At 72.9% G+C, this 26,616-nt stretch carries 22 protein-coding genes and 3 pseudogenes; 17 read left to right on the forward strand and 8 right to left on the reverse strand.

What is annotated here, in order from left to right; all coding sequences use genetic code 11:
• The 5 genes and pseudogenes from GWI24_RS14045 to GWI24_RS45170 all read left to right on the forward strand — a co-directional run.
• Positions 1-466 (forward strand): annotated as a pseudogene (locus GWI24_RS14045) (dehydrogenase); the annotation flags it as partial.
• A gap of 78 nt (positions 467-544) precedes the next feature.
• Positions 545-943: a 6-carboxytetrahydropterin synthase gene (locus tag GWI24_RS14050; RefSeq protein ID WP_210946284.1), complete on the forward strand. Its 399-nt coding sequence runs from the start codon at positions 545-547 to the stop codon at positions 941-943.
• Positions 940-2,046, forward strand: a complete 1,107-nt coding sequence (locus GWI24_RS14055) for a glycosyltransferase family 4 protein (RefSeq protein ID WP_210946285.1) — start codon at positions 940-942, stop codon at positions 2,044-2,046. Before GWI24_RS14050 ends, GWI24_RS14055 begins: the two co-directional genes overlap by 4 nt.
• Complete coding sequence (locus tag GWI24_RS14060) at positions 1,974-2,879, forward strand: SAM-dependent methyltransferase (RefSeq protein ID WP_374103302.1); 906 nt, start codon at positions 1,974-1,976, stop codon at positions 2,877-2,879. Before GWI24_RS14055 ends, GWI24_RS14060 begins: the two co-directional genes overlap by 73 nt.
• A gap of 56 nt (positions 2,880-2,935) precedes the next feature.
• Positions 2,936-3,715 (forward strand): annotated as a pseudogene (locus tag GWI24_RS45170) (YbhN family protein); the annotation flags it as partial.
• Between the two features lie 276 nt (positions 3,716-3,991).
• Here the strand turns inward: GWI24_RS45170 and GWI24_RS45175 are convergent.
• Together GWI24_RS45175 and GWI24_RS14070 are read right to left on the reverse strand one after the other, a co-directional pair.
• Positions 3,992-4,627: pseudogene (locus tag GWI24_RS45175) on the reverse strand (RibD family protein); the annotation flags it as partial.
• Positions 4,627-5,376, reverse strand: coding sequence for a creatininase family protein (locus tag GWI24_RS14070; protein WP_210946288.1), 750 nt, complete (start codon positions 5,374-5,376; stop codon positions 4,627-4,629). The gene GWI24_RS14070 and the pseudogene GWI24_RS45175, both read right to left, overlap by 1 nt.
• A gap of 97 nt (positions 5,377-5,473) precedes the next feature.
• Between GWI24_RS14070 and ribA the strand changes: the two genes are divergently transcribed.
• The 7 genes from ribA (at position 5,474) to GWI24_RS14105 (ending at position 14,545) form a co-directional block, all read left to right on the forward strand.
• On the forward strand, positions 5,474-6,130 hold the full coding sequence (ribA, locus tag GWI24_RS14075; protein ID WP_210946289.1) for a GTP cyclohydrolase II: 657 nt from the start codon (positions 5,474-5,476) through the stop codon (positions 6,128-6,130).
• A 180-nt stretch (positions 6,131-6,310) separates the two neighbouring features.
• The gene (locus GWI24_RS14080; RefSeq protein ID WP_210946290.1) at positions 6,311-6,817 is read left to right on the forward strand and encodes a (2Fe-2S)-binding protein; all 507 of its coding nucleotides are present in this window, start codon (positions 6,311-6,313) and stop codon (positions 6,815-6,817) included.
• The gene (locus tag GWI24_RS14085; protein WP_210946291.1) at positions 6,814-7,803 is read left to right on the forward strand and encodes a xanthine dehydrogenase family protein subunit M; all 990 of its coding nucleotides are present in this window, start codon (positions 6,814-6,816) and stop codon (positions 7,801-7,803) included. Before GWI24_RS14080 ends, GWI24_RS14085 begins: the two co-directional genes overlap by 4 nt.
• Positions 7,800-9,932: a xanthine dehydrogenase family protein molybdopterin-binding subunit gene (locus GWI24_RS14090; RefSeq protein ID WP_210946292.1), complete on the forward strand. Its 2,133-nt coding sequence runs from the start codon at positions 7,800-7,802 to the stop codon at positions 9,930-9,932. The genes GWI24_RS14085 and GWI24_RS14090 overlap by 4 nt, the downstream gene beginning before the upstream one ends.
• Before the next feature lie 2 nt (positions 9,933-9,934).
• Positions 9,935-10,849 (forward strand): NAD(P)H-binding protein, encoded by a 915-nt coding sequence (locus tag GWI24_RS14095; RefSeq protein ID WP_210946293.1) that lies wholly within the window; start codon positions 9,935-9,937, stop codon positions 10,847-10,849.
• Between the two features lie 21 nt (positions 10,850-10,870).
• Positions 10,871-11,956 (forward strand): hypothetical protein, encoded by a 1,086-nt coding sequence (locus GWI24_RS14100; protein ID WP_210946294.1) that lies wholly within the window; start codon positions 10,871-10,873, stop codon positions 11,954-11,956.
• Positions 11,957-11,998: 42 nt separating this feature from the next.
• Complete coding sequence (locus GWI24_RS14105; protein WP_210946295.1) at positions 11,999-14,545, forward strand: SpoIIE family protein phosphatase; 2,547 nt, start codon at positions 11,999-12,001, stop codon at positions 14,543-14,545.
• 87 nt (positions 14,546-14,632) lie between these two features.
• Here GWI24_RS14105 and GWI24_RS14110 read toward each other — a convergent pair whose 3' ends face one another.
• A complete protein-coding gene (locus GWI24_RS14110; RefSeq protein WP_247616327.1) occupies positions 14,633-15,520 on the reverse strand; it encodes an NmrA family transcriptional regulator in 888 nt (295 codons plus the stop codon).
• An 81-nt stretch (positions 15,521-15,601) separates the two neighbouring features.
• Between GWI24_RS14110 and GWI24_RS14115 the strand changes: the two genes are divergently transcribed.
• On the forward strand, positions 15,602-16,567 hold the full coding sequence (locus GWI24_RS14115; RefSeq protein ID WP_210946297.1) for an AraC family transcriptional regulator: 966 nt from the start codon (positions 15,602-15,604) through the stop codon (positions 16,565-16,567).
• A 101-nt stretch (positions 16,568-16,668) separates the two neighbouring features.
• On the opposite strand, the gene GWI24_RS14120 is transcribed toward GWI24_RS14115, so the two are convergent.
• Positions 16,669-17,859, reverse strand: a complete 1,191-nt coding sequence (locus GWI24_RS14120) for a glycosyltransferase (RefSeq protein ID WP_210946298.1) — start codon at positions 17,857-17,859, stop codon at positions 16,669-16,671.
• Positions 17,860-18,136: 277 nt separating this feature from the next.
• On the opposite strand from GWI24_RS14120, the gene GWI24_RS14125 reads away from it, so the two are divergent.
• The gene (locus tag GWI24_RS14125) at positions 18,137-20,038 is read left to right on the forward strand and encodes a glycosyltransferase family 2 protein (RefSeq protein ID WP_210946299.1); all 1,902 of its coding nucleotides are present in this window, start codon (positions 18,137-18,139) and stop codon (positions 20,036-20,038) included.
• A 181-nt stretch (positions 20,039-20,219) separates the two neighbouring features.
• On the opposite strand, the gene GWI24_RS14130 is transcribed toward GWI24_RS14125, so the two are convergent.
• The 4 genes from GWI24_RS14130 to GWI24_RS14145 all read right to left on the reverse strand — a co-directional run bounded on the left by GWI24_RS14130 (position 20,220) and on the right by GWI24_RS14145 (position 24,551).
• Positions 20,220-21,242, reverse strand: coding sequence for a glycoside hydrolase family 6 protein (locus tag GWI24_RS14130; protein WP_210946300.1), 1,023 nt, complete (start codon positions 21,240-21,242; stop codon positions 20,220-20,222).
• Positions 21,243-21,382: 140 nt separating this feature from the next.
• The gene (locus GWI24_RS14135) at positions 21,383-22,066 is read right to left on the reverse strand and encodes a cytochrome b/b6 domain-containing protein (RefSeq protein ID WP_247616329.1); all 684 of its coding nucleotides are present in this window, start codon (positions 22,064-22,066) and stop codon (positions 21,383-21,385) included.
• Positions 22,050-22,784, reverse strand: coding sequence for a molybdopterin-dependent oxidoreductase (locus GWI24_RS14140; RefSeq protein WP_210946302.1), 735 nt, complete (start codon positions 22,782-22,784; stop codon positions 22,050-22,052). Before GWI24_RS14140 ends, GWI24_RS14135 begins: the two co-directional genes overlap by 17 nt.
• Positions 22,785-22,895: 111 nt before the next feature.
• Positions 22,896-24,551: an FAD-binding dehydrogenase gene (locus GWI24_RS14145; protein WP_210946303.1), complete on the reverse strand. Its 1,656-nt coding sequence runs from the start codon at positions 24,549-24,551 to the stop codon at positions 22,896-22,898.
• Between the two features lie 299 nt (positions 24,552-24,850).
• Between GWI24_RS14145 and GWI24_RS14150 the strand changes: the two genes are divergently transcribed.
• The 3 genes from GWI24_RS14150 to GWI24_RS14160 all read left to right on the forward strand — a co-directional run.
• Positions 24,851-25,555 (forward strand): hypothetical protein, encoded by a 705-nt coding sequence (locus GWI24_RS14150; RefSeq protein WP_210946304.1) that lies wholly within the window; start codon positions 24,851-24,853, stop codon positions 25,553-25,555.
• 29 nt (positions 25,556-25,584) lie between these two features.
• The gene (locus tag GWI24_RS14155) at positions 25,585-26,121 is read left to right on the forward strand and encodes an NUDIX domain-containing protein (protein WP_210946305.1); all 537 of its coding nucleotides are present in this window, start codon (positions 25,585-25,587) and stop codon (positions 26,119-26,121) included.
• Between the two features lie 83 nt (positions 26,122-26,204).
• The coding region (locus GWI24_RS14160) for a YidH family protein (RefSeq protein WP_247616332.1) at positions 26,205-26,616 on the forward strand (412 nt) is incomplete at its 3' end.

Genomic DNA, 26,616 nt, shown 5'->3' on the forward strand with positions numbered 1-26,616 from the left:
CGAGCCGGCGCGCGCCGAGGTCGCGCGGGCGCTCGGGGTGGACTTCGCGCTCCCCGGGGAGGCGGCGGGCGACCTCGATCTGGTGGTGCACGCCAGCGCCACCGAGCAGGGGCTCGCGCGCTCTCTGGAGCTCCTCGCCCCGGAGGGCACCGTGCTGGAGCTGAGCTGGTACGGGGACCGGCGGATCGGCCTGCCGCTGGGCGAGGTATTCCACTCCCGGCGGCTCACGGTGCGCAGCAGCCAGGTGGGGACGGTGTCTCCGGCCCGGGGCGCCCGCCGCTCCTACGGCGACCGGATGGCGCTGGCGCTCGAACTGCTCGCCGATCCCGCCTTCGACGCCCTCGTCACCGGCGAATGCGGTTTCGAGGAGCTTCCCGAGGTGCTTCCGAGGCTCGCCTCGGGCGAGATTCCGGGGCTGTGCCACCGGGTTCGCTACGACGCGGAATCTGCCGTGTCGCCCGGCTGAACACGGGGAACGCGACGGCCGTACTAGAGGGCGTGCCCCGGCTGAGGGCCCGACGCGCCGTATCTGGAGGGTCATCCGTTGTTCAGCATCACCGTTCGCGATCACATCATGATCGCTCACAGTTTTCGCGGCGAGGTCTTCGGACCCGCGCAGCGGTTGCACGGGGCGACGTTCCTCGTGGACGCCACCTTCCGCCGTGCCGAGTTGGACGACGACAACATCGTCGTCGACATCGGCCTGGCCACCCGTGAGCTGGGGGAGGTGTGCGGCGCGCTCAGCTATCGCAACCTCGACGACGAACCCGACTTCAAGGGGATCAACACCTCCACCGAGTTCCTCGCCAAGGTGATCGCCGACCGCCTCGCGACACGGGTGCGCTCGGGGGCGCTGGGCGAGGGCGCCCGGGGCCTGTCCGGGATCACCGTCACCCTGCATGAGTCGCATGTCGCCTGGGCGAGTTACGAGCGTGGCCTATGAACCCGGCCGCACCGCGCACGGTGCACTTCGTGATGCCCGGCGGCGTGGCCGACCCGGCCGCGCCGAGCGGCGGCAACGTCTACGACCGGCGGATCTGCCGGGATCTGCCCGGCTCCGGCTGGCGGGTCGAGGAGCACGCCATCGCGGGCGACTGGCCCCAGCCGGGCCCGGCCGCCCGCGCCGAGCTGGCCCGGCTCCTGACCACGCTGGCGGACGGCACGCTCGTCCTGCTCGACGGGCTGGTGGCCTGCGCGCTCCCGTACATCGTCGTTCCGCAGGCCCAGCGGCTGCGGCTGTCGGTGCTGGTGCATCTGCCGCTGAGCGACGAGACGGGGCTGGCGCCCGGCCGGGCCGAGGATCTGAAGGCGCTGGAGGGCCGGACGCTGCGCGCGGCGCGGACGGTGGTGGCCACCAGCGCCTGGGCGGCCGGGCGGCTGGTGGATCTGCACGGGCTGGTCCCGGACCGGGTCCATGTGGCGGCGCCCGGCGCCGACATCGCGCCGCTCGCCTCCTCCGGCGGCGACGGCTCACGGCTGCTGTGCGTGGCCTCGGTGACCCCGCGCAAGGGGCAGCTGCGGCTGGTGGAGGCGCTCGCGCGGATCGACGATCTGCCCTGGGCTTGCGACTGTGTGGGATCCCTCGAGCAGGACCCGGAGTACGCCGCCCGGCTCCGGGAGCTGGTCGAGAAGCTGGGCGTGGCCGACCGGGTGCATCTGCTCGGCCCGAGGACCGGCGCCGAGCTGGACGCCGGCTACGCCTCCGCCGACGCGATGGTGCTCGCCTCGTACGCCGAGACCTATGGCATGGCGGTGACCGAGGCGCTCGCCCGGGGGATCCCGGTGCTGGCCACGGCCGTCGGCGGGGTCCCGGAGGCGGTCGGGCAGGCACCCGACGGCAGGGTGCCGGGCATCCTCGTCGACCCGGACGACCCCGACGCGCTCACGGCGGCGCTGCGCCGCTGGCTGGGCGACCCCGGTACGCGCCGCCGGCTCACCGCCGCCGCGCATGAGCGGCGCACCGCGCTGGCCGGGTGGGAGAACACCACCCGCAATCTGGCCGGTGCGCTGGAACAGCTCCGAGACGAACCGCGGAGGGCCGCGTGAAGACGACCGACGTACCGCGTTACACCCCCGACTGGCTGGAGCTGCGGGAGGGCGCCGACGCGGCGGCCCGCTCCCCCGAACTCCTCGAGGCGCTCGGCCCCCAGCTGTCCGGCCCGCCGCTGGTGATCCACGACCTGGGCTGCGGCACCGGCTCCATGGGGCGCTGGCTGGCGCCCCGGCTGAGCGGCCCGCAGCTGTGGATCCTGCACGACCGCGACCCCGATCTGCTGGACCGGGCGGCGGTGCGGATGCCCCGGGCGGCCACCGACGGCAGCCGCATCACCGTCGCGACGGCGCGCGGCGACCTCTCCCGGCTGACCGCGAGCACGCTGGACGGCGCCTCGCTGGTGACGGCGTCCGCGCTGCTGGACGTGCTCACCCCCGAGGAGGTGGACGGGATCGCCGCGGCGTGCGCCGAGGCGGAGTGCCCGGCGCTGCTGGCGCTGTCCGTGGTGGGGCGGGTCGAGCTCACCCCGGCCGACCCGATGGACGCGGAGATCACCGAGGCGTTCAACGCCCATCAGCGGCGCGGCGGTCTGGTGGGTCCCGACGCGATGGCGGTGGCCTCCGAGGCGTTCGCCCGGCACGGCGCGACGGTACGGACCCACGCCAGCCCCTGGGTGCTGGGCGCCGAGCACTCCGCGCTGACGGCCGAGTGGCTGCGGGGCTGGGTGGGCGCGGCCGTGGAGCACCGGCCGGAGCTCGGCGCGCACGCCGAGGCGTATCTGCGCCGCCGGCTGGCGATGGCCGCGGCGGGCGCGCTGCGGGTGGTGGTGCACCACCGCGATCTGCTGGCGCTGCCCGCGCCCCGCACGCTGGGGGCGGCCGCGTGACCGGCGCGCTGCGGGCCCGGCTCGGGACGGCCGCGGGCGTCGCCATCCTCGGGGTGGTGCTGTGGCGGCTGGGCACCGGGGCCTTCGTTGAGGGATTGCGCACCATCGACGGGCTCACCCTGCTGGCGGCGGTCGGTCTCGGCCTGCTCACCACGGTCTTCAGCGCCTGGCGCTGGTGTCTGGTGGCGCGGGGGCTGCGGATCCGGCTGCCGCTGGGCCCAGCCGTCGCCGACTACTACCGCGCGCTGTTCCTCAACGCCGCGCTGCCCGGCGGGGTCCTCGGCGATGTGCACCGCGCGGTGCGGCACGGGCGGGACTCGGGGGATGTCGGCCGGGGTGTGCGCGCGGTGGTGCTGGAGCGGGTCGCGGGCCAGGTGGTGCTGATCGCGGTGGGGGTGGCGATCCTGCTGGCCCACCCCTCGCCGGCCCTGGAGCACACCGGCCGGCTGATCGGCGGGCCGACCGCGGCATGGGTGCTGGCCGCGGTGGGCGTCCTGTCACTCCTCGCGGTGGTGGCCGTCCGGCGCCGCCGCCACGCGGCACCGGTGGCCGGGCGGCGGCGGGGCGCGGTCCGCGGCGCGCTCCTCGAGGCGCGCCGCGGGCTGCTGGCCCGGGGCAGCTGGCCGGGGGTGGTGATCTCCTCGGTGGTGGTGCTGGCCGGGCATCTGACGACGTTCGTCCTGGCCGCGCGGGTGGCGGGGTCAGACGCCCCGCTGACCGAGCTGGTGCCGCTGATGGTGCTCGCCCTGATCGCCATGGCCCTGCCGCTGAACGTCGGCGGCTGGGGCCCCCGCGAGGGCGTGACCGCCTGGGCCTTCGGCGCCGCGGGCCTCGGCGCGAGCCAGGGGCTGACCGTGGCCGTGGTCTACGGGGTGCTCACCTTCGCCGCGAGCCTCCCCGGTGTCGTGGTGCTGGCCGTCCAGTGGTGCGGCCGGCTGCGGGGCCGACAGGTCGAGTTCGAAGAGGGTGTCCTCGCCGAGGGTGTCGCGGCGGACGGGCGGGCGGAGCGCGTCCCGCATGACCGTCGTCCCGTCGAAGCGCAGCCCGGGGATGCCGTCGCCGAGCAGGACGGGGGCCACGGTGACGTAGAGCCGGTGCAGCGCCCCCGCGTGCAGGAAACGCGACACGGTGACCCCGCCGCCCTCGACGAGTATCCGGCCGAGCCCGCGCCGCGCGAGCGCCCGCACCAGGTGGTGGGGGGCGAAGGCGTCCGGGTCGTTGAGCGTCAGCACGTCCACGCCGTCCGGCGGCGCCGGCCGGCGCTCGCCGGTGGTGCCCACCACCCACAGGGTCGGAGCTGAGCCATCGGTGAACACCCGTCGGTCGAGCGGCACCCGTCCGCGCGGATCGAGGACGACCCGCACCGGGTGGGTGCCCGCGCAGGCGCGCACGGTCAGCTGGGGGTCGTCCGCGACGGCGGTGCCGGCCCCGACGACCACCGCGTCGGCGAGGGCGCGCAGCCGGTGGAGATGGCGGCGGTCCTCCTCGCCGGTGACATAGTCGGCGTCACCGGTGCGGGTGGCGATGAAGCCGTCCAGGCTCTGGCCGAGCTGAGCGATGGTCAGCCGCGGCCCGGCCAGGCACAGCGGGAGATAGCGGTCGGCCAGGAGCCGGGCCTCCGGCGAGGCCGCCTCGCTCCACCGCCACCGGCCGTCCGGGCCCCGGACCAGACCGGCGGCCCCCGCGTCCGCCTCGGTCCGGACGGAGCGCAGCCGCTCCCATGCCTCTTCCGTCTCCAAGAAGGTCATCACGCCTCCTTCTCGGCACCGACCAGGGAAAGATACTCGGCGAAGCAGTCGACGAGCCCGGCCAGAAGTTCCTTTCCCTTATCCGCGGACGCCCTGGACGGACGGCCGACGACCCCGGACTCGGTATAGGCGGACATACCGAGGGTGAGCAGATGTTTCCGATCGTCGGATATCCAGTCGGAGGTTTCATGACCGGGCCGTACGAGTTCCGGATGGGCATGCAGGAGGATCGATGTCTCCAGTTCGCCCGCGTGCATATCGCTGTTGGCCGGGGTGCGTACTCCGGCGCGCGTCCTGGCGGCCTCCCAGTCGGCCGATCCGGGGAATAGCGCCATGCGGAAGTCACTGCCCGCGGATTCCTGAACGATGTTGCGCAGTACGTAATTTCCGCCGTGTCCGTTCACCAGAATCAGACCGCGTATACCCGAGCGCCTGAGCGAGTCCGCGATATCGCGGACGACGGCGTAGAGGGTGGCCGCGGAAATCGACACCGTCCCTGGCCAGGCGGCGTGTTCATGGGAGCAGGAGACCGTCACCGGAGGCAGCTGGAGCACCGGATACGCGGCCGCGATCTCCCCTGCGACCGTGCAGGCGATGACCGTGTCGGTCACCAGTGGGAGAAATGCGCCGTGTTGTTCGAAGCTGCCTACGGGAAGAACGGCGACATCGGCCCGGTCGGCCCGCACTTCCTCCGTCGTCCGTGTCGGCAACACCATGCCGGCCTGCGGGCGCGTTCCCGAACCGCTCATATCTCGTGGACCTTTCATGCGTCGGCCAGACAGCTTGTTGCTGCGGCTTTCTCATTCTCCTGTACAAGGGCGGTGGTTTTCCAGATAAGATCGGGACATGACAGAAAGTGATGGCGTGTTCGATGTCGGCACCCGCACCTCGGGTGTCGAACGAGTGGTGAATGTCCGGCTGGCCACGAAGCATGGCGACTTTCTCGCGATCGGCTATCGGGACCTCGTGCGCGGTGATGAACAAATAGCGCTCGTATACGGCGATGTCGGCGGGGAGGAAGCGCTTACCCGGCTGCATTCCGAGTGCCTCACCGGAGACGCGTTCGGCTCCCGTCACTGCGAGTGCGGCGACCAGCTCTCCGCGGCGCTGAAGGCGATCGTGGCCGAAGGCCGGGGCGTTCTGGTGTATCTGAGGGGCCATGAGGGGCGCGGGATCGGGCTGCTCGCCAAGCTCCAGGCGATGAAGCTCCAGTCCGAGGGGCTGGACACCGTCGAGGCCAACCTCGCCCTCGGCCTGCCGGCGGACGCCCGCGACTACAAGGTGGCGGCGGATGTGCTGCACGACCTCGAGGTGCGCTCCGTGCGGCTGCTGTCCAACAATCCCCAGAAGCGGGACGCGCTGCTGCGGCACGGCGTCCGGATCAGCGAGCAGGTGCCGCTGCTGATGACTCCGCACAAGGAGAACCTCCCGTATCTGCTCACCAAGCGGGACCGCATGGACCACTATCTGCCCCATCTGGAAGCCGTGATCCAGCACACCTGAAGGAGGTCCTGGCCCCGGGCCGCGGCCTGGTCCACCGGTGTCGGCCGGGCGTGGGCCGCGGCCCGTATCGGTACGGAGTTCCGGCGTGACCATACCGCCGAACGGGCGATCAGTACGCATATGTCTGAGAATGGGGGTGCCGCGTGACGTTCCGAAGGACGACGATCAAGGGTAGGGACCATGGACCTCGAGATCGAGCTCCGGGTGGACGGGACCGAGCACCGCCTCACCGTCGACACCCGTACGACGCTGCTGGACGCCCTGCGCGAACAGCTCGGGAACACCAGCCCCAAGAAGGGCTGCGACCACGGACAGTGCGGCGCCTGCACCCTGCTGCTCGACGGCCGCCGGATCCTCGGCTGCCTCGCACTGGCCGTCGCCCACCAGGGCGCGGACATCGTCACGGCGGCCGGGCTCACCGACGGTGAGCTGCATCCGCTCCAGCGGTCGTTCATCGCCCATGACGCCTTCCAGTGCGGCTACTGCACACCCGGTCAGATCGTCTCGGCGGCCGGGATGCTCCAGGAGGCCGGGGAGGGCTGGCCCAGCGCCGTGAGCAAGGACCCGGGCGCCACCGATGTGGTGCTCGACGACGAGGAGATCGCCGAGCGGATGAGCGGCAATCTGTGCCGCTGCGCCGCGTACGCGAACATCGTCCCGGCGATCGCGGAGGTGGCGCACCGATGAAGCCCTTTCGCTACGAACGCGCCGATGAGGTGCCGGCGGCCGTCGCCACCCTGGTGAAGGAGCCCGAGGCGGCCTATCTGGCCGGGGGCACCAATCTGGTCGATCTGATGCGTCTTGAGGTGGCGACCCCGGAGGTGCTGATCGACGTCCGGCGGCTCACCTCGGACCGGATCGAGGAGCTGCCCGACGGGGGTCTGCGGATCGGCGCGGCGGTGCCCAACAGCGATCTGGCCGCCGACCCGCGGGTCCGGCGGCGCTATCCGGTGCTCTCCCAGGCACTGCTCTCGGGCGCCTCGGGCCAGCTGCGCAACCTCGCCACCACCGGCGGCAATCTGCTGCAGCGCACCCGCTGCCCGTACTTCCAGAACGTCACCACCCCCTGCAACAAGCGCATACCGGGCTCGGGCTGCTCGGCGGTGCAGGGCTATCAGCGCGATATGGCGATCCTGGGCGCCTCCCCCGCCTGTGTGGCCACCCACCCCTCCGACATGGCCGTCGCGCTGGCCGCGCTGGACGCGGTGGTGACGGTGGCCGGTCCGGCCGCCGAGCGGCGGATCCCGCTGGCCCAGCTGCACCGGCTGCCGGAGGACACTCCCGACCGCGACACCGTCCTGGAGCGCGGTGAGCTGATCACCGGGGTTGAGCTGCCGCCCCCGCACGCCGCGACCCGCTCCCGCTACCGCAAGGTGCGCGACCGCGCCTCGTACGCCTTCGCGCTGGTCTCGGTCGCCGCCGCGCTGGAGGTCACCGACGGGGCGGTACGGGACGCGCGCATCGCGCTGGGCGGGGTGGCGCACAAGCCCTGGCGGGCCATCACGGCCGAGGCGGTGCTGCGCGGCGCGCCCGCCACGCGGGAGAGCTTCGTGGACGCGGCCGCCGCCGAGCTGGCCGCGGCGCGGCCGCTGCCGGGCAACGCCTTCAAGGTCCCGCTCGCCCGCAACACGATGGTCAGCACCCTGCTGGAGCTGCTGGAGGAGGCGCGATGAGCGACGTCACGGCACGCCCCCGCGCCATCGGCGTCCCGATGGACCGTATCGACGGTGTGCAGAAGGTCACCGGCACCGCCACCTACGCCTATGAATGGCCCCTCGACCAGCCCGTCTATCTGTATCCGCTGCAGTCCACCATCGCCGCCGGGCGGATCACCGGGGTGGACAGCGCGCTCGCGGAGGCGGAGCCGGGGGTGCTGGCGGTGCTCAGCCATCTCAACGCCCCCACGCTGACCCGCCCGGACGATCCGGAGCTCGCGGTGCTCCAGACCGACGAGGTCGCCTGGCGCGGCCAGTTCATCGGGGCGGTGGTGGCCGAGAGCCTGGAGACCGCGCGTCGCGCGGCGGGGCTCGTCCGCGTGGACTACGAGAGCCGGCTCCCCGATGTGGTGCTGCGCGCCGACCGCGGCGACCTCTACTCCCCGGTGCACGCCGCCGCGTTCGGCTCGGGCGGCGGAGAGCTGCAGGACGGCTCGCCCGCCGACAGTGTGCTGGGGGACGTCGATACGGCGCTGGCGGCGTCGCCGACCATGGTGGACGCCACGTACTCCACGCCGATGTACCACAACAACCCGATGGAGCCGCACACCGCCGTGGTCACCTGGCTGGACGGTGAGCTGATCGTGCGCTGCTCCACCCAGGGCGCCTCCATGAGCCAGGCCCTGATCTCCGGGGTGCTGGGGCTGGAGCCGGGGCGGGTGCGGGTGATCTCCCCGCATGTCGGGGGCGCGTTCGGCTCGAAGGTCTACCCCCACTCGTACGCCGTGCTCGCCGCGATGGCGGCCCGGATGGTCCGGCGGCCGGTCAAGTTCTCGCTGACCCGGCAGCAGATGTTCGCCCTGGTCGGCTACCGCCCGGCGTCGATCCAGCGGATCCGGCTGGGCGCCGGCCGGGACGGCAGGCTCACCGCGCTCTCCCACGAGGTGATCGAGCAGACCGCCAAGGCCAAGGGGTACGCGGAGCAGGTGGCCGTCTGCTCCCGGTTGATGTACGCGGCGCCGCACCGGCGCACCACCCACCGGCTGGCCCCGCTGGATGTCCCGGTGCCCACGATCATGCGGGCGCCGGGCGAGGCGCAGGGGATGTTCGCGCTGGAGTCGGCGCTGGACGAGATGGCGATCGCCTGCGGTCTCGACCCGGTGGAGTTCCGGATACGCAACGAGCCGGAGGTGCATCCGGAGTCCGGGCTGCCGTTCTCCAGCCGCCATCTGACGGGCTGTCTGCGCGAGGGCGCCCGCCGGGCCGGCTGGGACCGGCGCGACCCGGTACCCCGTTCACAGCGCGAGGGGCGCTGGCTGGTGGGCACCGGAGTGGCCGCCTCGACGTACCCCTCCCCCCGTTTCCCCGGCAACGCGGCCACGATCCGGCTCGCCCCGGACGGCCACTACACGGTCCGGATCGCCGCCGCCGACCTGGGCACCGGCACCTGGACGGCGCTCACCCAGATCGCCGCGGACGCGCTGAGCGTCCCGGTCGGGCAGGTGGAGATGCGGATCGGGGACACGGCGCTGCCGGCCGCTTCGGTCGCCGGGTTCTCGGCGGGCATCAACAGCTGGGGCACCGCGATCTGGGAGGCGGCGGACCGGCTGCGGGCCCGGCTGCAGACCGAGCACGGCGGTATCGCGCCGTCGGAGGGGCTGGAGGTCACCGCGGAGCTGCCCGGCGGCAATCCGGAGGCCGAGCGCTATGCGATGCACAGCTTCGGCGCCCAGTTCGCCGAGGTACGGGTGGACGAGGACACCGGCGAGGTGCGGGTGGCGCGGCTGCTGGGGATGTTCGACGTGGGCCGGGTCATCAACCCCAAGACGGCCCGCTCCCAGCTGATCGGCGGAATGACCCAGGGGATCTCGATGGCGCTGTACGAACACAGCGTGCTGGACCCGCGGTTCGGCCATGTGGTCAACCAGGACTTCGCCCAGTACCACATCGCCTCCGCCGCCGATGTCCACTCGGTCGAGGCCCACTGGGTGGACGAGTCCGATCCGTACACCAACCCCATGGGGGCCAAGGGCCTCGGCGAGGTGGGCATCACGGGCACCGCCGCGGCCATCGCCAACGCCGTGCACCACGCCACCGGTGTCCGGATCCGCGAACTGCCCATCACCCTCGACAAGTTGGTGTCCTAGCCATGCCCGGAGCACCGATCCTGGTGACCGGCGCCGCGGGCAGTATCGGGGCCGTCGGCCGCACCGTGGTGGAGGAGCTGCGCCGCCGCGAACTGCCCGTGCGCGCCATGGTCCACCGGGAGGACGAGCGGGCCGAGGCCCTGCGCGCCACGGGCGCGGAGGTGGTGGCGGGCGATCTGACCCGCGCCCCGGATGTGGCCCGCGTGCTGGACGGCTGCGGGCGGATGTACTTCGGCATGAGCGTCTCACCGAAGTACCTGGAGGCCACGATGACCACGGCGGCGGTCGCCCGCGACTACGCGCGGCTGGACGCGCTGGTCAACATGTCGCAGATGACGGTCTCCCAGATGGACCTCACCAGCACCTCGGAGTCGACGCAGCAGCGGGAGCACTGGCTGGCCGAGCAGGCGCTCAACTGGTCCGGGCTGCCCGTCACCCATCTCCGGCCCACCGTCTTCCTGGAGAATCCGCTCTTCACGACCTTCGTCTACCGCTCCATCGCGGAGGAGAGCACGATCCGGCTGCCGTTCGGCACCGGGCGCACCTCCCCGGTCGCGGCGCGGGACGTCGCCGCGGTGGTGGCGGCGATCCTGGTGGATCCCTCCTCGCACATCGGCAGGACCTACCATCTGACCGGCCCGGCCTCGGTCGACATGACCACCATGGCCAAGGAGTTCGCCGACGCGCTCGGCCGGCCGGTCTCTTATGTGGACGTCTCCTACGAGGCCTGGGTCAACCACGACCTGACGGCGCTGGACCTGCCCGACCACCTCTTCGACCACCTCGCCACAATGGCGCGGCTGCATGCGGAGAACCGCTACGACCGCTGGACCGACGACATCGAGACGATCACGGGAAGGCCCGCGACCGGGGTGCGGGAGTACGTCCGCGAGCACCCCGAGATGTTCACGACATGACGTGGGCGGAACGGAAGCGCGGTGCGAGTACTGCTGGGCATCATCGGCGCCGTCATCGTGCTGGGAATCTTCTCCTCGGTGCTGCGCACCCTGGTCATCCCCCGGCCGACCCCCGCCGGGTTCACCGGGTTCGTCCAGCGCTCGGTCAGCCGGCCTTTCCGCTTCCTGGCCGACCGGCTGCACGGTATCGAGGCGAAGGACCGGGTGCTGGCCCCGGTGGCGCCGGTGTCCATCGTGATCACACTGCTGGGCTGGCTGCTCTCCTTCATGATCGGCTATGGGCTGCTGGAGGCCGGGGTGAGCGGGCTGGACGTCCATGAGGGGATCTACGAGGCCGGGTCCTCGCTCTTCACCCTGGGCTTCGCCAGCAGCCGCCGGGCCAGTCTGACCGCCATCGACTTCTGCGCGGCGGCCACCGGCCCCATCGTGGTCGGTCTGCAGATCGGCTATCTGCCCACCCTCTACAACGCCTATCAGCGCCGCGAGACCCAGGCCACCCTGTTGCAGACCCGGGCGGGCGCCCCGCCGTGGGGCCCGGAGATCCTCGCCCGCTACGCCCAGGTGGGTCTGCTGGACAACATCGGCGACCTCTTCCGCGGCTGGGAGCAGTGGTGCGCCGTGGTGAGCGAGACCCACACCACCTATCCGGTCCTGATCCACTTCCGCTCCCCCAAGGCCGACCGCAACTGGCTGATCGCCCTGCTGGCGGTGCTGGACGCGGCGGCGCTGCGGGCGGCCTTCAACCCCTCGCAGCCACAGGCCCGGACCCGGCTGGTGCTGCGGGCGGGCTTCGTCTGCCTGCGCGACATCGCCGATATGCGCGGCATCCCGTACGACGTGGACCCGCATCCGGACGATCCGGTGCGGCTCGGCTACCAGGACTTCCTGCTCGGGGTGGAGCGAATGCGCGCCCACGGCTATCCGATGGAGCGCACCGTGGAGGAGGCATGGCCGCACTTCCGCGGCTGGCGGGTGAACTACGAGACGCTCGCCTATCGGCTGGCGCGGGACATCGACGCGGTCCCGGCCCCCTGGTCGGGACCGCGCCGCACCACACTGCCCGTCTGGTCCCCGCTGACCCCGGTGGACCGCCGCCCGACGGATTAGCACAATCCCTGGAATACACCCCAGAGGGAGTAAATTTTCCCCATGGGCATGGACGACGCCATCGCCGCACGGATACGCATGATCACCGAGGCGGGTGACGGGCTGAGCGGCCCCGATCTGCTCGGATTCGCGCTCGACCACGCCGTGACGGAGACCGGCGGACTCGGCGGCATGGTGCATCTGCGCGGCCCCGGCGCCCGGTCACTGCTGCTCACGGCGGTGCACGGGCTGATCCGTACGGTCGCCCGGGACTGGGCGGAGGTCGAGCCGGCCGGCGCCAGCGCCCCGGCCCGCGCGATGGCCCAGGGCACACCGGTGTGGGCGCCGGCCCTCGGCGCCGGGGACGGCAGGGGCCCGGCGCTGCCCGCCGGAAGCGGGCTGCTGGCGGTTCCGCTGATCGCGCCGGAGGGGGTCACCGGCGCGCTTTCGGTGCTGATGATCCCGGCCGAGCGGCCCGCGCCGGAGCGGTGGGCAGCCGTCGAGGCGCTGGCCGCGTGGGCCGCCCCGCGGCTGCGGGAAGACCCTCCCGACCAGGACCAGGACCAGGACCAGGACCGGGACGGCACCGGCGCTTTGCTGGCGGACGACCAGGTGAGCCAGGCGCTCTGGCATATGAGCGACGCGTTCTTCGCGGTCGACGGCGACTGGCGCATCACCTTCGTCAACGGCGAGGCGGAGCGGCTGCTCGGCACCGCTCGGACGACTCTCGGCCGGACGCTGTGGGACGCCTTCGCGCGGCTGAGCGTCGACGAAGCGGAACCGGGCCTGCGGAGCCGCTACCGGCGGGCCGCCGAGAGCGGCACCCCGGTCGGGTTCGAGGTGCGCTGGCCCACCAATCAGCGCTGGTACTCCATGCGGCTGGTCCCGGTGCCGAACGGGCTCACGGTCTACGCCGCCGATATCACCGCGAGCCGGGCGCGGGAGGCGGAGCGGGCCGCGGCCGAGCGCGCGGCGGCCGAGCGCACCGCGCGGATCGGCGAGCTGACCGACGCCCTCGCGCAGGCGCTGACGATGCGCGACGTGGTGAACGCCATCGCCGACCGGGTGCTGCCGCCGTTCGGCGCCTCGGGGATCGTGGTGCAGCTCATCGAGGGCAGCGTGATCCGGATCGCCGGGGCCGTCGGCTATCCGCAGCCCTTCCTGGAGTCGATCGACGGGGCCTCGATCCATGATGTGTCGCCGGTCGCGGAGGTGTACCAGACCGGGGCGCCGGCCTTCGTCGAGTCGGCCGAGGAGTACACCGCGCGCTATCCCACCATGGCCGGGCGGCCCGCCGCGGCGCGGAAGCAGGCATGGGCCTTTCTGCCGTTGATCGTCTCCGGCCGGAACGTCGGTTGCTCGGTGGTCGCCTTCGCCGAGCCGCGCCGGCTCGACGCGGAGGAGCGGGCCCTGCTCACCGCGCTCAGCGGACTGATGGGGCAGGCCATCGAGCGCGCCCGGCTGTACGACTTGGAGCACACCCGGGCCAAGGAGCTCCAGCGGGGGCTGCTGCCGCGTGCTCTGCCGTCGCTGTCCTCGGTCACCACCGCCGCACGCTATCTGCCCGCCAGCGAGGGCATCGACGTGGGCGGTGACTGGTACGACGTGATCCCGCTGTCCGGCGCCCGGGTGGCCCTGGTCATCGGCGATGTGATGGGTCACGGGCTGTCCGAGGCGGCCACCATGGGCCGGCTGCGCACCGCCGTGAACACCCTGGCCGAACTGGAGTTTCCGCCCGCCGAGTTGCTCACCCGCCTCAACGACGTGGTGAGCGAGCTGGGCGACAACCTCTACGCGACCTGCCTGTACGCCGTGTACGACCCGGTCGGCGCCACCTGCGTCTTCTCCAGCGCCGGACATCCACCCCCGGCCGTCGTACGCCCCGGCCACCCGGTCCGCTTCGCCGGCGGCGCCCCCGATCCACCGCTGGGCGCGGCCCAGCCGCCGTTCGAGACCACCGAAATGAGTCTGGAGGAGGGCAGTCTGCTGGTGCTGTACACCGACGGTCTGGTGGAATCCGCCGCCCGGGACATCGACCGCGGGATGCGGCACCTGGCGAGCGCGCTGTCCAGCGCGGCCCGCGCACCCGGCCCGGGGGACGCCCGGCGCGACGGAGACCGGGGCGAGAACGCGTCGCTGGAGCGGCTGTGCGACGAGGTGCTGGCCGAGTTGCTGCCGGAGAAGCAGCTCACCGCCGATGACGCGGCACTGCTCATCGCCCGCACCCATGCGCTCGCCCCCGACCACATCGCCGTATGGCCGCTGTCCGAGGGGCCGATCGCCGCGGGCGAGGCGCGCGATCACGTCCGGGACCAGCTGATCCGCTGGGAGCTGGCTCCGCTCACCCCCACCGCGGAGCTGCTGGTCAGCGAGTTGGTCGCGAACGCGATCCGGCACGGCAGGGGCCCGATCGAGCTGCGGCTGCTGCGCGGCGAGGGGCTGATCTGCGAGGTGACCGACGGCTCCTTGACCACCCCCCGGATCCGCCATGCCGCGGAGACCGACGAGGGCGGGCGCGGGCTCCAGCTGGTCTCGGCCCTCTCCCAGCGCTGGGGTACCCGCTACACGCCCACCGGCAAGTGCATCTGGACCGAACAGCCACTCCCCTGACCCCCGGCGGAAGACAGACACCCCGCGGAAGGCAGACACTCCGCGGAAGGCAGACACCCCGCGGAAGGCAGCGGTGTGCGTCGCGCTTCAGCCGGCCCAGACCCCGCCCCGCGCGGCCTGCCGCGCGTAGTCCGCGAAGTCCCCGGGCCCGCGCCCCAGGACGCGCCGGACGTCGTCCGTCAGATGCGCGTTGCGCCCGTCCAGCAAGGTGGCGAACAGCTCGGTCAGAAACGCCCCCAGCTCGTCCGGCAGCCCGTGGTCGCGCACCAGCGCGGTCCCGTAACTCTCGGCGGAGACCGGCACATAGCGCACCGCGCGGCCCGTCGCCCCGGCGATCTCCGCGGCCGCCTCGGCGAAGGTCAGCAGCCTCGGCCCGGTGATCTCGTACGTCCGGTCTCCGGGTCCGTCCCCGGTCAGCGCCGCGACCGCGACCTCGGCGATGTCGTCGGCGTCCACGAAGGGCTCCTTGACGTCCCCGGCCGGAAAGACGATCTCACCGTCGAGCACCCCGGCGCGCAGAATGCCCTCGTCGAAGTTCTGGAAGAACCAACTCGCCCGCAGCACGGTCGCCGCCACGCCGGGCACCCGCACCGCTTCCTCGGCGGGCAGCGCCGCCTCCACGCCCCGGGCGGAGAGCAGCACCAGCCGCCGGGTGCCGCGCTCGGCCGCCCGTTGGGCGAAGGCGCGGAGGGTGGTCGCAGCGCCCGGGTCGCAGACATCCGGGTAGTAGGCGATGTACGCGGCGGCGGCGCCGTCCAGCGCGGGCTCCCAGGTTCGCGGGTCCTCCCAGTCGAACGGCGTCTCACCGGACCGGGAGCCGATCCGTACCGGGTGTCCGGCCCGGCTCAGCCGGTCCGCGACCCGGCGGCCGGTCTTGCCGGTGCCGCCGAGTACCAGGACGGTCGTGCGCCCTGTGGGCTGTGATCGCGTGGGCTGCGTTTCCGTGGCCTCTGTTTGCGTGGGCTGTGTCGTCATACGGCCAGTCAACTCGCGGGCGGTGAGACGGGCCATGGCCGAGAGGCTCCGCCGCATGCGCGAGCGTCTACGCTGTGCGCCATGGACGCGCTGGCGAGTCTGCTGGACGGCCCGCGGGCCCGGGGGGCCTTCCTGCTGCGGGTCGTGATGGAGCCGCCCTGGGCGGTGCGGATCGAGGACCGGGCCCCGCTGTGTGTGATGACCATGGCGCGCGGCGAGGCGTGGGTGGTACCGGACACGGGCGAGGCGGTGCGGCTGCGCCCGGGGGACGTGGCGATCGCGCGCGGCCCCGATCCGTACACGGTGGCCGACGACCCCGCGACCGCGCCGCAGGCGTGGATCCTCCCCGGTGAGGTGTGCCGCACGGCGGACGGCGTCGATCTGGCCGAGGCGATGGCGCTGGGGGTGCGCACCTGGGGCAACAGCCCGGACGGCGCGGCCACGATGCTCATCGGCAGCTATCTGCTGGACGGCGAGATCAGCGGGCGGCTGCTGGACGCGCTGCCCCCGCTGCTGGCGCTGGACGGCGGGATGTGGGACTGCCCCCTGATGCCCTGGCTCGGCGAGGAGATCGTCAAGGACGAGCCCGGGCAGGAGGCGGTCCTGGACCGGCTGCTGGATCTGCTGCTGATCTCCATGCTGCGGGCCTGGTTCTCCCGGCCGGAGGCCCGGGCGCCTGGCTGGTACCGGGCGCTGGGCGACCCGGTGGTGGGCCGTGCCCTGCGGCTGCTGCAGAACAACCCGGCCCATCCGTGGACAGTGGCCGGGCTCGCCGCCGAGACGGGTGTGTCGCGGGCGGCGCTGGCCCGCCGCTTCACCGCGCTGGTGGGCGAGCCGCCCATGGCGTATCTGACCGGCTGGCGGCTGGCGCTCGCGGCGGATCTGCTCCGGGATCCGGAGCACACCCTATCGGCGGTGGCCCGGCGGGTCGGCTACGGCAGCGCGTTCGCCCTCAGCGCCGCCTTCAAGCGCGAGCGCGGCCTGAGCCCGCGGGCACACCGCGCATCGGCATTGAGCGTGGCCGACGCTCCGGGCGGCAAAAGCTGACTCTTCGGCATGTGCCGGAGCTGCCGCGCGGCCTGGTCCCGGTCCCCGACGGCGACGGCGAGTCCGCGCCACGCGGCTGATTCCCCGTCGCATGGGGCGTCTCAGCCCGCGGGCGCGCCGCGCCGCGGCATGCGGCTGACCGGCGGCACCCGCAGACAGCCGTCCGGGCCGCAGGTGGTGGTGCGGTCGTAGAGGTCCATCAGACGGCGGGCGCCGCGGGCGATGTCGTAGCGGTCGACGGCGTCCGGGACCGGGAAGCGCAGGGGGCCCTGGGCGGCCTGCGCGCGCAGGGCGGCGGCGAGGGCGGCCGGGCCGGAGGCGATGCGGCGGGCGCCGGGCGCGGCACCGTCGGGGAGTTCGTCGAGGGCGGGGCAGACGGTGTGCAGCACCGGCAGCCCGGCCGCGAGCCCCTCCAGTGCGGCGAGGCCGAACGCCTCCTCGGCGGACGGCGAGACCAGGACGTCCATGGCGGCCAGCAGCGCGGGCAGCCCCGCGGGCCGGTCGTCGGCCGGGGCCACCGCGCCGTCGCGCTCCCCCAGCAGCCGGACCCGGTCGGCCACGCCGAGCCGGGCGGCCAGGTCCTCCAGGGCGGGGCGCTCGGGGCCCTCGCCGACCAGCAGCAGCCGGGCGTCCGGCACCTCGGCGACGGCCCGCACCGCCGTGTCGAATCGCTTGTCCGCCACCAGTCGGCCCACCCCGCCGACCACGAAGGCCCGGTCGGGGATGCCGAGTCGGGCGCGGGCGGCCGCCCGCGCGGTCGGCTCGAAGCGGAAGTGGCGGGCGTCGATCCCGTTGGGCACCAGATGGATCCGGCGGTTGGGCACGCCCCAGTCGCGCAGCCGGTCGGCCACGGCGGCCGAGACGGCGACGGTCGCCGAGCCCAGCCGCTCGGCGGCGAGATAGCGGGCGCGGAGGGCGGCGTTGAGCGGACGGCCGTCGATCCGCCGCTCGCCCAGGCCGTGTTCGGTGGCGATCACCGCCCGCACCCCGGCCAGCCGGGCGGCGATCCGGCCGAGCACACACGCCCGGTACAGATGGGTGTGCACCAGGTCGTAGCCGCCGGACCGGATGATCCGCACCAGCCTGGGCACGGTGGTGAGCTGCCGCTCGCGCCCGCCGCCCAGGGGCAGATGGGTGACCGGGATGCCGTCCGCGCGGATGCCGTGCGCGGTGGCGCCGGGGCCCGAGAGGGCGATGACGTCACAGCGCACCGGCATATGGCGCAGCAGCAGCCGCAGTTGCTGTTCGGCTCCTCCGGCCCCGAGGCGGGAGATGATGTGCAGGACTCTCATCGGGCGACTGCGCCCCATCCTCCGTATTCCGATGGGCTTCGATCGGTGCCGACCCTGCCAGACGGCGGGATGTAAATCACGTAAGACGCGCGCCGCTGGGCCGTCGGAGTGGATGCCTTACGGACCGTCGACAAAGGCGCGCCGAATATCCGATGTACACGCTCATGACCCATGGGATTGTTACCTTCTCATCTCGCGCGATGACCTGAAGAATATGGCCCGTATGGGTCATCGTGGCGCGATATTCGGTTCGAGCCAGCCCCGCGGGAGTGCCCAGATGTCTGCACCGACCCCCGTCAGAGATTCCCCCCGGAAAACCACCGCACGCGCCGTAGCCGGGCCGCCGCCCGCGCGTACCGCGTCGGATTCCCGCGTCCCGCACCACCGTCCCGCCCCGGTGTACGAGTACAAGCGGTACAGCGAACTGGCGGGCCCGCTGACCAAGGCCCCCGCGGACCGCCCCTACCGGGTGCGCTGCCGGAGCCTGCTGGCGCAGGAGCCGCACCGGATCCGTGCCGCGCTGCTGCTGTGCGCGGCGCCGATGTGCTCGGCGGTGCTGCTGCTGTGGCTGCTCCACCCCGACCACTGGGTGCAGCGCGACTACGCGCCGGGGTGGCAGCGGGCGGCGGACCTGGCGATGCTGGTCTCGATCGCGCTGATCGAGGGGTTTCGCCTGTTCACGGTCGTCTCCAACGCCCATGCCACGCTGGTGGCGCGGGATCCGGTGCCGGTGGTGGCCGAGCCGGGGACCCGGGTGGCGTTCCTGACCAGCTTCGTGCCCGGCAAGGAGCCGATCGCGATGGTCCGGGCCACGCTGGAGGGGGCGGTGCGGATCCGGCACACCGGGCCGCTGGACGTCTGGCTGCTCGACGAGGGGGACGACGACGAGGTCAAGGCGCTGTGCAAGCGGCTGGGCGTACGGCACTTCTCGCGCAAGGGCATCGAGAAGTGGAACCAGCCGAAGGGCGCTTTCCGGGCGCGGACCAAGCACGGGAATTACAACGCCTGGCTGGACGCGCACGGCGACGGTTATGAATTCATGGCGTGTGTGGACACCGACCATGTGCCGCTGCCCAACTTCCTGGAGCGCATGCTGGGTTACTTCCGGGATCCGGATATCGCCTTCGTGGTCGGCCCGCAGGTCTACGGGAATTACGACACCCCGGTCACCAAGGCCGCCGAAAGCCAGCAGTTCCTTTTCCACGCACTGATCCAGCGGGCCGGAAACGCCTATGGCGGCCCGATGTTCGTGGGCACCAACAACGCGGTGCGGATCAGCGCGCTGCGCTCGATCGGCGGTCTGTACGACTCGATCACCGAGGACATGGCCACCGGATTCGAGCTGCACCGCCACCGCAACCCGGCGACCCGGAAGAAGTGGCGCTCGGTCTACACCCCCGATGTGCTCGCGGTCGGCGAGGGGCCGAGCACCTGGACGGACTTCTTCACCCAGCAGATGCGGTGGAGCCGCGGCACCTACGAAACCGTGCTCAAGCAGTTCTGGAAGGGGCCGTTCACCCTGTCGCCGGGCAAGCTGCTGAACTACTCGCTGATGATCGCGTACTACCCGATGACCGCGGTCAACTGGCTCCTCTCCGCGCTGTCCTGCGCGCTGTTCCTGGTGCTGGGCGCCGCCGGGATCCACATCCCGGCCGAGATGTGGATGATGCTCTACAGCGACGCGGCGATGCTGCAGATCGGGCTGTACGTCTGGAACCGGCGGCACAATGTCTCCCCGCACGAGCCGGAGGGCTCCGGCGGGCTGGCCGGGATGCTGCTCTCGGCGCTGTCCGCCCCGATCTACGCCAAGTCGCTGTGCGACGCGGTGCTGCGGCGCACCAGCCGGTTCGTGGTCACGCCCAAGGGCGACTCGTCCAGCCCCGACCGGCTCTCCACGTTCCGTATCCATCTGCTGTGGGCGGGGGTGTTCGGCTCCTCGCTGGTCGGCTCGTTCTTCCTGGGTCACACCCATGCGGTGATGCGGGTCTGGGCGGTGCTCGCCCTGGCCCTGTGTCTGGCTCCGGTGGCGATCTGGTCGGTGGGGCTGCTGCACCGCGACCGGAAGCGTCCGGCGCGTGGCACGGTGCCGACGGCGCGCGACGCGGCCAGCCCCTGCGCGACACCGAAGGACAAGGAGAAGGGCGGGGACAGGGAGAAGGCCCCGGTCTGCGCGCTGTGACCGGCGGCTCGGGTCCGTTGAGCCCTGAGCGGATCGGCGGAAGTCGGCTGCGGTTCGAAAGGCGCCCCGAAGGGGCGCGGGGCTGTGTCGATGTGCGGCTCCGCCGCGGCTGTGGCAATATGCGGCTCCGCCGCGTGGGCGACCGGCCACGACGGCGCCGCGGAGATCCGTCAGAAGGACCCTAGTGGCGGTGGGGGGCGTTACGGGCCAGGTCGAGGGCGTACTTGGTCCACCAGTGGCCCGCCGGAGGGCCGCCGTTGCAGGTGCCGTCGGACTCCCCCGGCCGTTTGATCCACAGATAGGCGTCCACGAGGGGGTCCCCGGTGTGGGTGCTGGGCGGCTCGCCCAGCGCCCGCCCCGGCGGGTTGCACCAGGAGTCCCGGGCCCGGACGCCGTGCCGGGCCGCGCCGTGGGCCCGCAGCGGGCCGTTGCCGTTGCGGCTGGTGTCGATGATGAAGTGGGCCTTGTCGAGGGCGGTGGACAGCCGATGGCCGTACGCCTTGGTGCGGCGGGTCGGTTGGAAGTTGGAGACGTTCAGCGCGAAGCCGTCCGCCTGCTCGATACCGGCCTCGCGCAGCGGCCGCACCAGCCGGGCGGGATTCTTGATCCAGCTCGGGTTCCCCGCGTCCAGGTACACCTTGACGTGGGGCAGCGCGGCGAACAGGGCGACCGCGTCGCGGAGCATCTCCAGCCGGGCCTTGCGCAGCCCGCGCGGCACACAGCGGTCGACCAGCTGGGCCACCGCGTCGGGCTCCAGGACGACGATCGCCTTGCGATCGCCGATGCCGAGGGTGAACTGCTCAATCCACCTCCGGTAGGCCGTGCGGCTCCGCGCGCCGCCCGCCGAGTACCGCCCACAGTCGCGGTACGGGATGTGATAGGCCACCAGAACCGGGGTGGACCCGGTCCGCGCCGCCGATTCGGTGATGGAGCGGGCCCGTTCCCGGGGCGGCGCGGGGCCGAACCATTCCGCGACCGGCTGCTGGGCGATCTGCCGGATGAGCGCGGCGTCGCCGTTCTTTCCCTCGTGTTCTCGTTCATGAGCCTGCCGGGCGGCGGGGCTGTCCGGGTTCACCCAGAGCCCGCCGCGCCGCAGCGGGGACTCGAACAGGCGGCATCCACTCAGCGGAAGCATCACCGCGAGGCAAACGGCGGCATGCAGCCAAAGCCGCATAACGGTTGTTCTTGCACCTTTCTCTGGCATGCGACGCATCATGGCACCGCGTGTCACGGGTTCAGCGGACGCGGCGTTCGTGGCCACCGGTTTGGGGCCCCGCGCCCCGGTCCGGGTGGCCGTGCGGCCGTCCCGGGCATCCCCGGCGTGCTCGGCGCTCCCGCCCGCCTTCAGCGCTCTCGGCGCTCCCGCGCGTCCTCGTCCGTACGCCACAGGGGGTGCTCCCGGGCCGCCCACGCCCGCTCGACCCGGCCCGTGCGCATCCCGCGCCGGGCCTCCGGATCGGCGAGCGCCTTGCCGATGTGGCCGAGCAGGACGATGCCGATGGCCAGCGCCAGCCAGTCGTGGACGAAGGTGGCGCTGGTGCGCCACACCAGCGGGGCCAGACCGGTGAACCACATCAGCAGCCCGGTGCCCGCCATCACCAGCACCGCGCCCGCGATGTACCCCGCGTACAGCTTCTGCCCGGCGTTGAACTTCCCCGCCGGGCGCTCCTGGGGCCGGTGGTCGCGCCGCAGCGCCGCGCGCAGCCAGCGGCGGTCGTGCGGGCCGAAGCGGTTGAGGCGGGTGAGATCGGCGCGGAAGGCGCGGGAGACGAGGCCGAGCAGGGCCGGGAGGGGCGTCAGGATGCCGGTCCACTCATGGACGGTGACGACGAGCGCGCGGCGGCCGACGAGTTCGGCGAGCGCGGGCAGATAGAGACAGGCCGCGCTGACCACACACGCGCCCAGCAGGAGGGCCGTGATGCGGTGGATCCAGCGCTCGGCGGGGCTGAACCGGAGCACCCGGGACCCGCCGTCCCGCTCCCCGGACCGGGGCGGAGGGGCCGTCGTCCGCTCAGGCGGTGGGGTCATCGTCGCGTCCGTTCGACCTGCCGACCCAGGCGTCGACGTCATAGCCCCGCTCCTCCCAATAGCCGGGCCGCACCTCATCGGTGACGGTTATACCGGAGAGCCATTTCGCCGACTTGTAGAAGTACATCGGCGCCACATACAGCCGCACCGGCCCGCCGTGGGAGTGGCCGAGCGGCTTGTCCCGCAGCTTCAGCGTGACCAGCACGTCCGGGCGCCGCGCCTGATCGAGGGTCAGGCTCTCGCTGTACGCGCCGTCGAAGCAGGTGAAGCGGACCGCCTTGGCGTCTCGGCGCACCCCGGCGGCGTCGAGCAGCGTCGACAGCCGCACCCCCTCGAACGGGGTCCCGGGCACCCGCCAGCCGGTGACGCACTGGACATCGCGCACCAGGCGGGTCTGCGGCAGCGCGCGCAGATCGGCGAGGCGGTACGCGCCGGGCTTGTCGACGAGTCCGTCGACGGTGAGGCGGTAGCTGTCGGCGTCCTTGTGGGGCACGGAGGAGGTGACGGAGTAGTAGCGGAAGCCGCCGCCGTTGGGGAGGAGTCCGGTCACCCCCGTCGGGTCCTTGTCGGCCACCGCGCCCAGGGCGGTCTCCAGCCTGCCCTGGAGCCAGGGGGCCGCGGCCATCGCGCCCGCGCCGAGGCCCAGCATGCCGAGGACGAGGCGCCGGCCGACGGGCGTGCCGTCGCCGTCCGGTCCGGCACCGGTGTTGGGGTCCATGGATCGATGAGAGCACCGGGCGGGGGTGGTGCGCCATCTCCCGCCGGGATTCGTCAGACTTCGGTAAGACTCCGGGGGCGAGCGGCGTACGAGGGGTTACGCCACTACCGTCTACCCCACCGCCTCGGCCGCCGCCCGGCCCGCCGTACGGCCCGAGAAGAGGCAGCCGCCCAGGAAGGTGCCCTCCAGGGAGCGGTAGCCGTGCACTCCCCCGCCGCCGAAGCCCGCCGCCTCCCCGGCCGCGTAGACGCCGGGCAGCGGTTCGCCGCCCTCGGTCAGGACGCGGGAGGAGAGGTCCGTCTCCAGGCCGCCGAGCGTCTTGCGGGTCAGGATGTGCAGCCGCACGGCGATCAGCGGACCCGCCTTGGGGTCGAGGATGCGGTGCGGGGCGGCGGTGCGGATGAGCCGGTCGGCGATGTACTTGCGGGTCCCGCGCAGGGCGGTGACCTGGAGGTCCTTGGTGTAGGGGTTGGCGATCTCGCGATCCCGGGCGACGATCTCCCGCCGCAGTTCGGCCTCGTCGATGAGCGGCTCCTTGGTGAGCTCGTTCATCCGCCGGACCAGCGCCGGCAGCGACCGCTCGACGATGAAGTCCGCACCGTGGTCCATGAACGCCTGGACCGGGCCCGGCGCCCCGGCCCGCCCGCGGCCGATCACATCGCGGACGCTCTTGCCGGTGAGGTCCGGGTTCTGCTCGGAGCCGGAGAGCGCGAACTCCTTCTCGATGATCTTCCGCGTGAGCACGAACCAGGTGTAGTCGTGGCCGGTCCGCATGATGTGCTCGAGCGTGCCGAGGGTGTCGAAGCCGGGGAACAGCGGCACCGGCAACCGCTTGCCGCGCGCGTCGAACCACAGGGAGGACGGGCCGGGCAGGATGCGGATGCCGTGCCGGGGCCAGATGGGGTTCCAGTTCTGGATGCCCTCGGTGTAGTGCCACATCCGGTCGCGGTTGATGATCCGTCCGCCGGCCCCCTCGGCGATGCCGAGCATATGGCCGTCCACATGGGCCGGGACCCCGGAGATCATCCGCTCGGGCGGGGAGCCGAGCCGCTCGGGCCAGTTGGCGCGGACGAGGTCGTGGTTGCCGCCGATGCCGCCGGAGGTGACGATCACGGCCTGGGCGCGCAGTTCGAAGGCGCCGGTGACCTCGCGGCCGCTGGGCGAGCCGCGCTCGGCCTGGCTGGGCTCCAGGATGTCGCCGGTGACGGTGTCGACCGTGCCCGCGCTGCGGGCCAGCCCCGTCACCCGGTGCCGGAAGCGCAGCTCGACCAGGCCGCGGGCGACGGCCGCCCGCACCCGCCGCTCGAAGGGGGCCACGATGCCGGGTCCGGTGCCCCAGGTGATGTGGAAGCGGGGCACGGAGTTGCCGTGCCCGGTCGCGTCGTAGCCGCCGCGCTCGGCCCAGCCGACCAGCGGGAACAGCCGCAGCCCCTGGGCGTGCAGCCAGGACCGCTTCTCGCCCGCCGCGAAGTCCACGTACGCCTCGGCCCAGCGGCGCGGCCAGTGGTCCTCCTCGCGGTCGAACCCGGCCGTGCCCAGCCAGTCCTGCCAGGCGAGTTCGTGGCTGTCGCGGATGCGCAGGCGGCGCTGCTCCGGTGAGTCGACGAGGAAGAGGCCGCCGAAGGACCAGTGGGCCTGGCCGCCGAGCGACTGCTCGGGCTCCTGGTCGAGCAGGATCACCTTACGGCCGGCGTCGGCCAGTTCGGCGGTGGCCGCGAGGCCCGCGAGCCCCGCGCCGACCACGATCACATCCGCGTCGTACGCCATGGTGTGGTGTCCCGTTCTCGTGAGCCCGCGGACGCCCGCCGGCGGCGTGCCGACGGCGTCATGACCGCGATCCTGCCTACCGGCCAGTACGGCGTCAACCCGGGTGTGGGAGCGGTTTCCGACCGCCGTCGGCCCCGTGCCGAATGGCCAACTCCCTCCGCGCAACCTGGGCGTGGAACAAAAGGTCACATTCGTTCACCGACATTGGACAGGGTTCGGCCAAACGGGCATCATCATCGACCATGGCTGACCGCTCCGTTGAGCACTCAGGGCCGAGGCCCGATGTCGAACGTCGTGTGGTGAACCCGACGCTCATCACGCCCGGCCCGCAGCCCCTCGAAGCCGGGCCGCCCGCGGACGAGGCACAGGTGCTCCGCGGCGAGGTGATCGGGCCCCGGCACGCCCGCCGCCGCCCGGTGGACAACCGGCGCAAGGCGGCCGCCGGGGCGATCCTGCTGTCGGCCACCGGCGCGGCCACCGCGCTCTTCATGCTCATGGGCAAGGACGCCCGTCAGGCGACGGCCGCCTCCGGCCACGACAGCTCGACGGCCGCGCCGGACGAGCCCGAGAGCCACGCCGTCCCGTACGCCGAGGCGGCGAAGGGCGAGACCCCGCTGCGCGGCGCCCGCGCCGAGAAGCCCAAGCCGCAGCCACCGGCCGCCGCCCAGCCGACGGCCCAGGCCCCGACGGGCGACTCCGCGCCGGACAAGCCCGCGGCGGCGTCGTCGTCCGGCAAGGGCCGCTCCACCCCGTCCTGGCCGGGCTGGTCGTCCCGGGGACCCGGGCAGTACGACGACTGGCAGGACGCGGTGGAGGCGTTCGACAGCTGGGCCGAGCAGCAGGCCAGGCAGCGCGGCCAGGACGGCGGCTCCGGGCCGTACGGGCCGGGTCAAGGCCAGGGGCAGGGCGGCGGGCACGGGAACGGCGGCGGAAACGGCTACGGCGGCGGGAACGGCTATGGGGGCGAGTACGGGGGCGGCTACGGCGGTGGCCACCGGCGCTGATCGCGCCCCCGATCTGCTTGTATGGCGGTATGCCTGATCAGGAACCGCTTTCCGCCGACGAACTGCTGGACATCGTGGACGAGCGGGATCGCGTGGTGGGCCAGGCCCGACGCGGTGACGCGATGGCCCACCGGCTCCGCCACCGCTGCGTCTTCATCCAGGCGCGGGACGCCCAGGGCCGGATCTTCGTCCATCGCCGCACCGCCGAGAAGCTGGTCTTCCCCTCGCTGTACGACATGTTCGTCGGCGGGGTCGTCGGCGCGGGCGAGGGCTACGACGAGGCGGCGCTGCGCGAGGCGGAGGAGGAGCTGGGGGTGCGGGGGCTGCCCGCGCCCGTACCGCTGTTCTCGTTCCTCTACGAGACACCCGAGCACACGTGGTGGAGCCGGGTCTACGAAGTGCGCTGCGAGCTGCCGGTCGATCCGCAGACCGAGGAGGTCGCCTGGCACACCTTTCTCACCGAGGAGGAGCTGACGCGGCGGCTGCCGGAGTGGGAGTGGGTGCCGGACGGGTGGGAGGCGTACCGGCGGCTGGTGGAGTGGCGCCGTGAGAAGGTCGAAAGGTGACGGATTCTTCCGGGCCCTCGGAGCCTTCCCGCCACACCGAGCCGCGTGACGGTGGCCGCCCCTCACCGGTCTCGGACGTCCGGCTGTGGTTCGCGCCGGAGCGGCTGCGGGAGGAGGGCGACACCCCCGACTACCGCTTCTCGCTCGCCAACGAACGGACCTTCCTGGCGTGGCTGCGCACCGCGATGGCCCTGGTGGGCGGCGGGTTCGCGGTCGACCAGTTCCTCCCGGAGACCGGCCGCCCGCTACGGCTCGCGCTGGCGCTCATGCTGCTGGCGGCGGGCGCGCTGTGCGCCCTGCGGGCCATCAGCCACTGGGTCCGCTGCGAGCGGGCCATGCGGCGCGGCGAGGACCTGCCGACGTCCCGCTTCCCGATCGTGCTGGGGCTCGCGGTCGGGGTGGTCGCACTGCTGATGGTGATCGTGGCCGCCTTCGGGTGGGGCGGGTGCTGTCTCTTATACACAACTGACGCTGCCGACGACGGTCTCCGTGTAG

Source organism: Streptomyces sp. MK37H (assembly GCF_018035285.1).
In the GTDB taxonomy this organism is placed as follows: Bacteria; Actinomycetota; Actinomycetes; order Streptomycetales; family Streptomycetaceae; genus Streptomyces; species Streptomyces endocoffeicus.

Excerpts from the sequence above, each read along its gene's own strand:
- GWI24_RS14110 (WP_247616327.1), bottom strand. The coding sequence starts at position 15,520 with ATGACGACACAGCCCACGCAAACAGAGGCCACGGAAACGCAGCCCACG.
- GWI24_RS14085 (WP_210946291.1), top strand. The coding sequence starts at position 6,814 with ATGAAGCCCTTTCGCTACGAACGCGCCGATGAGGTGCCGGCGGCCGTC.
- GWI24_RS14135 (WP_247616329.1), bottom strand. The coding sequence starts at position 22,066 with ATGACCCCACCGCCTGAGCGGACGACGGCCCCTCCGCCCCGGTCCGGG.
- GWI24_RS14055 (WP_210946285.1), top strand. The coding sequence starts at position 940 with ATGAACCCGGCCGCACCGCGCACGGTGCACTTCGTGATGCCCGGCGGC.
- GWI24_RS14155 (WP_210946305.1), top strand. The coding sequence starts at position 25,585 with ATGCCTGATCAGGAACCGCTTTCCGCCGACGAACTGCTGGACATCGTG.
- GWI24_RS14070 (WP_210946288.1), bottom strand. The coding sequence starts at position 5,376 with ATGAGCGGTTCGGGAACGCGCCCGCAGGCCGGCATGGTGTTGCCGACA.
- GWI24_RS14105 (WP_210946295.1), top strand. The coding sequence starts at position 11,999 with ATGGGCATGGACGACGCCATCGCCGCACGGATACGCATGATCACCGAG.
- GWI24_RS14095 (WP_210946293.1), top strand. The coding sequence starts at position 9,935 with ATGCCCGGAGCACCGATCCTGGTGACCGGCGCCGCGGGCAGTATCGGG.
- GWI24_RS14130 (WP_210946300.1), bottom strand. The coding sequence starts at position 21,242 with ATGCCAGAGAAAGGTGCAAGAACAACCGTTATGCGGCTTTGGCTGCAT.
- ribA (WP_210946289.1), top strand. The coding sequence starts at position 5,474 with ATGACAGAAAGTGATGGCGTGTTCGATGTCGGCACCCGCACCTCGGGT.
- GWI24_RS14080 (WP_210946290.1), top strand. The coding sequence starts at position 6,311 with ATGGACCTCGAGATCGAGCTCCGGGTGGACGGGACCGAGCACCGCCTC.
- GWI24_RS14120 (WP_210946298.1), bottom strand. The coding sequence starts at position 17,859 with ATGAGAGTCCTGCACATCATCTCCCGCCTCGGGGCCGGAGGAGCCGAA.
- GWI24_RS14145 (WP_210946303.1), bottom strand. The coding sequence starts at position 24,551 with ATGGCGTACGACGCGGATGTGATCGTGGTCGGCGCGGGGCTCGCGGGC.
- GWI24_RS14115 (WP_210946297.1), top strand. The coding sequence starts at position 15,602 with ATGGACGCGCTGGCGAGTCTGCTGGACGGCCCGCGGGCCCGGGGGGCC.
- GWI24_RS14125 (WP_210946299.1), top strand. The coding sequence starts at position 18,137 with ATGTCTGCACCGACCCCCGTCAGAGATTCCCCCCGGAAAACCACCGCA.
- GWI24_RS14140 (WP_210946302.1), bottom strand. The coding sequence starts at position 22,784 with ATGGACCCCAACACCGGTGCCGGACCGGACGGCGACGGCACGCCCGTC.
- GWI24_RS14090 (WP_210946292.1), top strand. The coding sequence starts at position 7,800 with ATGAGCGACGTCACGGCACGCCCCCGCGCCATCGGCGTCCCGATGGAC.